9 protein-coding genes are annotated in these 7,656 nt (G+C 63.1%); 3 read left to right on the top strand and 6 right to left on the bottom strand.

Going from position 1 to position 7,656, the window contains the following annotated elements:
* On the bottom strand, positions 1-288 hold a 288-nt coding region (locus ACI3KQ_RS12010; protein ID WP_404957877.1), incomplete at its 3' end, for a DnaJ domain-containing protein.
* A 121-nt stretch (positions 289-409) separates the two neighbouring features.
* Between ACI3KQ_RS12010 and pdxH the strand changes: the two genes are divergently transcribed.
* The 3 genes from pdxH to ACI3KQ_RS11995 all read left to right on the top strand — a co-directional run bounded on the left by pdxH (position 410) and on the right by ACI3KQ_RS11995 (position 3,783).
* Positions 410-985, top strand: coding sequence for a pyridoxamine 5'-phosphate oxidase (pdxH, locus tag ACI3KQ_RS12005; RefSeq protein WP_404957875.1), 576 nt, complete (start codon positions 410-412; stop codon positions 983-985).
* Between the two features lie 105 nt (positions 986-1,090).
* Positions 1,091-2,422, top strand: coding sequence for a dicarboxylate/amino acid:cation symporter (locus tag ACI3KQ_RS12000; protein WP_404957873.1), 1,332 nt, complete (start codon positions 1,091-1,093; stop codon positions 2,420-2,422).
* 119 nt (positions 2,423-2,541) lie between these two features.
* The gene (locus ACI3KQ_RS11995; RefSeq protein WP_404957896.1) at positions 2,542-3,783 is read left to right on the top strand and encodes a dicarboxylate/amino acid:cation symporter; all 1,242 of its coding nucleotides are present in this window, start codon (positions 2,542-2,544) and stop codon (positions 3,781-3,783) included.
* A gap of 4 nt (positions 3,784-3,787) precedes the next feature.
* On the opposite strand, the gene ACI3KQ_RS11990 is transcribed toward ACI3KQ_RS11995, so the two are convergent.
* The 5 genes from ACI3KQ_RS11990 to ACI3KQ_RS11970 all read right to left on the bottom strand — a co-directional run bounded on the left by ACI3KQ_RS11990 (position 3,788) and on the right by ACI3KQ_RS11970 (position 7,653).
* Positions 3,788-4,357 (bottom strand): NADPH-dependent FMN reductase, encoded by a 570-nt coding sequence (locus ACI3KQ_RS11990; RefSeq protein WP_404957871.1) that lies wholly within the window; start codon positions 4,355-4,357, stop codon positions 3,788-3,790.
* A 166-nt stretch (positions 4,358-4,523) separates the two neighbouring features.
* Complete coding sequence (locus ACI3KQ_RS11985; RefSeq protein WP_404957869.1) at positions 4,524-4,706, bottom strand: hypothetical protein; 183 nt, start codon at positions 4,704-4,706, stop codon at positions 4,524-4,526.
* Between the two features lie 4 nt (positions 4,707-4,710).
* Entirely contained in the window at positions 4,711-6,000 is a 1,290-nt protein-coding gene (locus tag ACI3KQ_RS11980; RefSeq protein WP_404957868.1) for an adenylosuccinate synthase, read from the bottom strand.
* A 133-nt stretch (positions 6,001-6,133) separates the two neighbouring features.
* On the bottom strand, positions 6,134-7,267 hold the full coding sequence (locus ACI3KQ_RS11975; protein ID WP_404957867.1) for an ATP phosphoribosyltransferase regulatory subunit: 1,134 nt from the start codon (positions 7,265-7,267) through the stop codon (positions 6,134-6,136).
* Positions 7,264-7,653 (bottom strand): endonuclease domain-containing protein, encoded by a 390-nt coding sequence (locus ACI3KQ_RS11970; protein ID WP_404957865.1) that lies wholly within the window; start codon positions 7,651-7,653, stop codon positions 7,264-7,266. Before ACI3KQ_RS11970 ends, ACI3KQ_RS11975 begins: the two co-directional genes overlap by 4 nt.
* Positions 7,654-7,656 lie beyond the last annotated feature (3 nt).

Here is a 7,656-nt window from a genome sequence, read left to right as displayed (position 1 = left end):
GCCCTGGCCCTGCCGTCCGCGAAAACCGCCCCCGCCTGCCCCGCCATAACCGAAGGGAGATGTCGGATTACCCTCCCCATCTATCTCGCCGCGGTCGAAACGGGCGCGCTTGTCCTTGTCGGACAACAGGTCATAGGCACCGGTCACAGCGGAAAATTTGTCCGCCGCCTTGGGATTGTCCTTGTTGCGGTCGGGATGCAGTTCCTTGGCCAGCTTGCGATAGGCCGACTTGATCTCCGCTTCGCTCGCGCCGCGCGCGACGCCCAGAGTTGCGTAGGGATCCGCCATGGCCGATTAGTCATCCTTCTGTTCGTGAAACGCCGATTGGACCCTATGTGGCAAAAAGGTCACGGCCCTTCAAGCGGCGGGGGCCATCGACATAGCTGCTGGCGACGCCTAAATCGAGAGCATGACAGATCCTTTCCTCCTTTTCGACCAATGGTATGCCCAGGCGCGTTCGAGCGAGATCAACGACAGCAACGCCATGGCGCTCGCCACGGCGGACGCGCGCGGTCATCCTTCGGTGCGGATGGTCCTGTTAAAGGGGCATGGGCCGGATGGCTTTATCTTCTACACCAATTTCGAAGGGCGCAAGGCGGGCGAACTTATGGAAAATCCCCATGCCGCCCTGCTCTTCCACTGGAAATCGCTGCGCCGCCAGATTCGGATCGAGGGAACGGTCGACACGACGGACGACGCCACCGCCGACGCCTATTTCGCCAGCCGCAGCCGCGACAGCCAATTAGGCGCATGGGCTTCCGATCAATCGCGCCCCCTCGCATCGCGAGAGGAATTCATGCAGCGATATGAGGATGCGGTCGCCCGGTTCGAAGGGGGACCGGTCCCCCGGCCGCCGCATTGGGGCGGTTTCCGCGTGATGCCCGCCCGGATCGAGTTCTGGCAGGACCGGGAACACAGGCTGCACGAACGGCGGCTGTTCGTGCGGGACGGTGACAACTGGTCCGAAGGACTGCTTTACCCGTGAAGCGCAGCGCCTTGGATCGTTCGAGGGGCTAGGTCGCCCGGCGCGATTGCGGGGGTGTCGCACGCCTGTTAGATGTGCCAGCCGGGCAAGGGTTAAAGGGGCTGCATGCGGAATCGACTGACGGCCTTCATCCTTGCGGGCATGATCCTGGGCGTGATCACCGGCTTTGCAGCCAATCTGTGGGTCGGCGACGATAAGGCGCTGGCCAAGGATGTGGCAGGCTATTTCCACCTTCTGGCCGACATATTTCTCCACCTTATCAAAATGATCATCGCGCCGCTGGTATTTTCTACCCTGGTCGCGGGTATAGCCCATATGGGCGACAGCGCGGCGCTGGGGCGGATCGGCGGGCGGGCGCTGGCCTGGTTCATTGTCGCCAGCCTCATTTCCCTCACTCTGGGTCTAATCTTCGTCAATTTCTTCGCGCCGGGCGAAGGGCTGAACCTTGTCCGGTCCGGCGCTGCTTCGGGCGTGAATACCGACGCGCTCAATTTCAGGGATTTCGTCCTGCACGTCTTTCCCACCTCCATGATCGGGGCGATGGCGGAAAATTCCATCCTGCAGATCGTCGTCTTTTCCTTGTTCGTCGGTGTCGCGCTGACCGCCATCGGCGAAAAGGGAAAGCCGATCGTCACCTTGATCGAGGCGATGGTCGAACTGATGTTGCAGGTGACCGGCTACGTCATGCGGGTCGCTCCCTTCGCCGTATTCGGCGCGCTCGCGGCGACGATCACGACCGAAGGACCGGGCGTGCTTGTCACCTTTGGCGAACTGGTGGGCGAATTCTATCTGTCGCTTCTAGCCCTCTGGCTGCTGCTGATCGCGGCCGGGTCCGTCTTCTTGGGGCGGCGGATGGTGAAGCTCATCAAATATGTGCGCGAACCGTTGCTGATCGCTTTTTCCACCGCATCGTCGGAAGCTGCCTATCCCAAGATGTTGGAGCAGCTCGACCGGTTCGGCGTGCCCCGGCGCATCTACAGTTTCGTGCTGCCCTTGGGCTATTCATTCAATCTCGACGGGTCGATGATGTATTCGACCTTCGCCACGATCTTCATTGCGCAAGCCTATGGCATTGACCTGCCGATTGCGACGCAGATCACCATCCTGCTGGTGCTGATGGTGACGAGCAAGGGCATCGCCGCCGTCCCCCGTGCATCCCTGGTCGTCGTGGCGGCAACGCTGGGTCAGTTCGACCTGCCGGTCGAAGGCATCGCCTTCATCCTGGCGGTTGATCATTTCATGGACATGGGCCGCACCGCCACCAACGTGCTGGGCAACGCCATCGCGACGTCCGTCATCACTAAATGGGAAGGCATGCTGGAGGTCGAAGAGCCGGAATATGTGCCGCATCCCAAGGCCCCATCCCACACACCCGCTCATGGCCGCGCCGGGCTGGAACTAGCGAGCGACATGGTGGAAGAGGGCAGAGGGGACTGAGGCCTTTATAGTGGTCGCCTGAAACATTACGCCCTCTTAACGGTTCCTTTTTCGACGGAGGACATGGGGAGCAACTGGTGGCAACGCGAAGCAGGACTGCATTTTCGCTGCAATGGCAGATGCTGGCAGGCTTTCTTGTCGGGCTGATCGCGGGACTGATCGTCTATGCGACGGCGCGCGACGCCGCCTGGGTCGATGCCACCACCCGCTATGTGACCGGACCGATCGGGCAGATATTCCTGCGGCTGCTCTTCATGCTGGTCATCCCCTTGCTGGTGTCGGCACTGATCGTGGGGATCGCGGAAATGGGTGAAATCCGCTCGCTCAGGCGGGTCGGGCTCAAGACGCTGGTCTATACATTGGTGGTGTCCAGCATTGCCGTCGCCATCAGCCTGATCGTCGTCAACCTGCTGCGGCCGGGGGATGGCGTCGATCCGGTCCAGGCGCGGGCCATGCTGGACAATGCAGGCGACGGCGCACGCGCTATACTGGCGCGCGGCGGGGAAGCACCCACGGGGGTGGACGCCCTGTTGGCCATGGTGCCCGACAATATCATCAAGGCCATGGCCAATAATGACATATTGGCCGTCATGGTCTTTGCCCTGTTTTTCGGCATCGGGCTGGTGCTGGTGCGTACAGAGCAGACGAAGCTGCTGCTGTCCGCCATGGAGGGGCTGTTCGAAGTCACGATGCGGCTGATGGGGCTGGTCATTCGTTTGGCGCCCATCGCCATCGCCTGTTTCATGTTCAACCTGGCCGCCCAGTTCGGATGGGAATTGCTGGTGCGGCTGTCAGCCTATGTCGGCGTGGTGCTGCTGGCGCTGGGGTTGCAGATGGTTGGCGTCTATTCGCTGTTGCTGGTCTTTATCGCGCGGCGTTCCCCCCTGACCTTTTTCACGGGCGCGCAGGACGCGATAATGATGGCCTTCGCGACCGCATCGTCCAACGCGACCTTGCCGACCGCCATTCGCGTGGCCGAGGAACGGCTGCATCTGCCGCGCCGAATCTCCCGCTTTGTGCTGACCATCGGCGCGACCGCCAACCAGAATGGCACTGCAATGTTCGAAGGTATTACCGTGCTGTTCCTCGCACAGTTTTTCGGCATCGAACTGGGTTGGGCGCAGCAGCTGATGGTGATGCTGGTGTGCATATTGGGTGGGATAGGCACAGCAGGCGTTCCAGCCGGGTCACTGCCGGTGGTGGCGATGATCCTGGGCATGGTCGGCGTCCCGCCCGAAGGCATCGGGCTGGTGCTGGGGGTCGACAGGTTCCTAGACATGTGCCGGACGACATTGAACGTTACCGGCGATCTGGTGGCGGCGACGGTTATCTCCACCGGAGAGGCAGAAGAACCAGCCTGAGCAATCAGCGCGCCACCTTGCCCGCTTCCGCCCACCAGATGAGGTCGCGCGCGAAGGCCGAAAAGCCGCGATCCAGCGCCGCGCCGCCGTCGCCCTGTGGCTGGCCCTGATCATCGAGCGTCTGGCCGATCTGGCCAACGCTCAGTCGTTCAGGAATGACGGCCATGCCCATGGCGGACAGCGTCACCGTCCAGGCCGCATGGCTGTTCACCCCGGCGTAGCGGCCCGCCGAATAGCTGGCTAAGCCTGCCGGGCGGCGGTCGAATTCCTTGAGATAATGATCGACGAGGTTCTTGAGGCCGGGCTGGACGCCACGATTATATTCACCCGTCACGAAGACAAAGGCGTCAGCGACGGAAAGCCGGTCGGCCAGCGCCGCCATGGCTTCAGGCGCTTCACCGGGAGCATAGTCGCTGTAGCGCTGGTCGAGCATGGGGAGGCCGACCTGCATGGCATCGACCAATTCGGCTTGATGGCCAAGCGTCTGGAAACCCCTGATTAGATAATCGACAAGGCGGATGCCCATGCGGTTCCGCCGGTAAGAACCATAAAGGACGAGTATATCGAGTGGCATGGCGGCGCTCGCTCCGTTACATTGCCTCCAGCTTGTCGCACCGCCGCTACGACGCATCAAGCCCCGGAGCAAAAGGGCCGCCGTTCTCCTGCGAAGGCAGGAGCCCAGTTCAGGCGGCGGGTCTGGGCTCCTGCCTTCGCATGAGCACGTGATCCCTGCGAGCAGCCTATCGCAGCTTGGCGATGGAAAGCCCGTCCTGCTTGGCCCGGACTTTCACCGATTCCTCGCTGCGGGTCAGCGCCTTGGCGATCGCTTTCAGCGCCATGCCCTTCTTGGCCAGCATATGCAGCTTTTGCAGCTCGTCCGCGGTCCAGGGCTGCTTATGCCGTTCGAAGCGATCGCCTGCCATCGCCTCAATCCGCGAAGGGGTCGCGCACGAGGATGGTGTCCTCACGCTCTGGGCTGGTGGATACGAGCGTGACCGGGCAGCCGATCAGCTCTTCGATCCGACGGATATATTTGATCGCCTGTGCAGGCAGGTCGGCCCAGCTGCGGGCGCCCGCCGTGGTGTCCTGCCAGCCTTCGATATCCTCATAGATCGGCTCAGCCTTTGCCTGGTCCTGCGCATGGGCAGGCAAATAGTCGAAGCTCTGGTCGCCGATCCGATAGCCGGTGCAGATCTTGAGCGTTTCGAACCCGTCCAGCACGTCGAGCTTTGTGAGCGCGATGCCGGTCACGCCAGAAACGGCGACCGACTGGCGCACCAGCACGGCGTCGAACCAGCCACAGCGGCGCTTGCGACCGGTGACGGTGCCGAATTCATGGCCGCGTTCGCCAAGGCGCTGGCCGACGTCATTTTCCTGCTCGGTCGGGAAAGGGCCGGAGCCGACGCGGGTGGTGTAGGCCTTGACGATCCCCAGGACGAAACCTGCGGCGTTGGGGCCAAGGCCGGTGCCGCTCGCCGCCGTGCCTGCGACCGTGTTGGACGAAGTGACGAACGGATAGGTGCCGTGATCGATGTCGAGCAGCGTGCCCTGCGCGCCTTCGAACAGGATGCGATGGCCTGCCGCCTTCGCCTTGTTGAGCGTCAGCCAGACGGGCTTGACGAAGGGCAGGATGAAGCTGGCGATTTCGCGCAGTTCCGCCATCAGGACGTCGCGATCGATCGGCGCTTCGTTGAAACCGGCGCGCAACGCATCATGATGCGCGGTCAGGCGGTCAAGCTGGGGACCCAGGTCATCCAGATGCGCCAGGTCGCAGACGCGGATGGCGCGGCGACCGACCTTGTCCTCATAGGCGGGGCCGATGCCGCGACGGGTCGTGCCGATCTTGCCCGCGCCGCTCGCATCTTCGCGCAGACCATCTAGATCACGATGGAAGGGCAGGATCAGGGGGCAGGTTTCGGCGATCTGGAGATTTTCAGGCGTGATATCGACGCCCTGTCCCTTGAGCTTGGCGACTTCATCACGGAAGTGCCAGGGGTCGAGGACGACGCCATTGCCGATGACCGACAGCGTGCCGCGCACGATACCCGAAGGCAGCAGCGACAGCTTATAGACCTTATCGCCGACCACCAGCGTGTGGCCCGCATTGTGGCCGCCCTGAAAACGGGCGACGACATCGGCGCGCTCCGACAGCCAGTCGACGATCTTGCCCTTGCCTTCGTCGCCCCACTGGGCGCCGATTACGGTCACATTAGCCACAGATATAGTCCTCCGCCCGCCGCGGGGACCGGCCATGCCCTTCGACGGGACTCGGCATGCCGGTGGGATCGAGTGGGCGCTTATTCGCCCTGTGCGGGGCGCGCGTTAGCCGCGCTACCCCCTGTGCGTCAAGTCAGTAGGGGCGCGGCTCGTCGCCGTCCAGCCAGTGCGTGCAGCGCAACGCTTCCCCATTTTCCTGCGGCGTAAGGGCGGTCACGGTCCGCCACCCGTCCCTGCGAAGTTGCGCGGCGCGACTTTCGTCATGGTGTAGCGGCAGAAAAAGCCGATTGGGCTGCTCTGCCCCGAAACCTGCGTCGATCAGCGGGTCGGGATAGAGGGAAAAGCCCATGGCGGGTTCTTCCGATCCGTCCGCCCGGATGATGGCATAGCTGCCACCCCGGCCAATCTCCCCCGTAAAACCTTCCGCGAAGATCGAGAAGCCGAACCAGTTCTGATATTCAAAACCATGGCGCTCGGTCGGGTCGAGTGTCAGGGTGATATCCCAGCCAATCGGCTTCGCAATGGCACGCAGCCCAGCGATTCGGCTGTCAATCGCGCCCCCAAGCTGGGCGTTGAGCGCTTCCAGCTTTTCCATGGCGGGGTGGAACGGGCCGGCCGCTTCGATGAGGGGGAGATAGGCGGCCGCCGCCGGGCTGATCGCGGCAAGAGCGCCTGCATCCTTCGCGTCCAGTTCGGCGCGAACCAACTCGATCTCGTCCGGCGCCAGCGGGAGCGGACCGGCGGCAAGGGCGTCGATCAGGTCCGGCAGGGTGAAGTCGATGGTGATGCCCGTGACACCCGCGGCTTGCAGCGCTTCGATCGCGACATTGACGATCTCCACAGCAGCGGCAAGGCTGTAGCTACCGATCAGTTCGGCCCCGACCTGCAACCGCTCCCGCTCCGGGCGAAGTTGGTTGGCGCGCAGGCGGATGACCGGGCCGCCATAGGACAGGCGCAGCGGGCGTGGCGTGCTGGCCAGGCGCGTTGCGGCGATGCGACCGATCTGCGCGGTCATGTCGGGCCGAAGCGCCAGGCTGCGCTGGGACACCGGATCGACGGCGCGGACCAGGTCCTGCGCACGCATGGATTTAAGCCGACCGGCGAGCGTCTCTTCAAATTCCGCGAGCGGCGGCATGACCCGTTCATAGCCATGCGAAGCCACCGTATCGAGCACGCGGCGGACGAGCCGCGCGGACGCTTCGGCCTGCGGCGGCAGACGGTCGGAAAGACCCTCAGGAAGGAGGCCGGATGGGATGGTCATGGTCATCCTTTACTCCCTCTCCCCTTGGGGAGAGGGCTGGGGAGAGGGGGAACGCGCAACGCCTGCGCAATCACGCTCAGGACGCCCTCGATATTATGCATCACATCGGGATTGCCAAAACGGATCACGCGATACCCCAGCGATTCCAGAAACTCTGTTCGTCGCGCGTCATAGCGATCTTTGGCGGAATGTGTATCCCCGTCGATCTCCACGACCAGCTTTGCGGCTTTCGATGCGAAATCGACGATGTAGGGCGCGATAATCGTTTGGCGGGTGAATTGCTGGTTTTCGAAGCGGTTGGCGCGCAGGGCTAGCCAGAGTTTGTGTTCGGCGGGGGTGGGGTTGGCGCGCATTTGTCTCGCGCGTTTCTTGAGCATCGGGTCCAGGCGCAAGGT

The organism is Sphingobium sp. ZW T5_29 (assembly GCF_044987515.1).
In the GTDB taxonomy this organism is placed as follows: Bacteria; Pseudomonadota; Alphaproteobacteria; order Sphingomonadales; family Sphingomonadaceae; genus Sphingobium.
The sequence above is the reverse complement of the archived record's forward strand: the minus strand, read 5'-3'. Positions and strand labels throughout refer to the sequence as shown.

What these genes read in the sequence shown, in the direction of transcription:
- pdxH (WP_404957875.1), top strand. Translation starts at nt 410, where the DNA reads ATGACAGATCCTTTCCTCCTTTTCGACCAATGGTATGCCCAGGCGCGT.
- ACI3KQ_RS12000 (WP_404957873.1), top strand. Translation starts at nt 1,091, where the DNA reads ATGCGGAATCGACTGACGGCCTTCATCCTTGCGGGCATGATCCTGGGC.
- ACI3KQ_RS11995 (WP_404957896.1), top strand. Translation starts at nt 2,542, where the DNA reads ATGCTGGCAGGCTTTCTTGTCGGGCTGATCGCGGGACTGATCGTCTAT.
- ACI3KQ_RS11990 (WP_404957871.1), bottom strand. Translation starts at nt 4,357, where the DNA reads ATGCCACTCGATATACTCGTCCTTTATGGTTCTTACCGGCGGAACCGC.
- ACI3KQ_RS11985 (WP_404957869.1), bottom strand. Translation starts at nt 4,706, where the DNA reads ATGGCAGGCGATCGCTTCGAACGGCATAAGCAGCCCTGGACCGCGGAC.
- ACI3KQ_RS11975 (WP_404957867.1), bottom strand. Translation starts at nt 7,267, where the DNA reads ATGACCATGACCATCCCATCCGGCCTCCTTCCTGAGGGTCTTTCCGAC.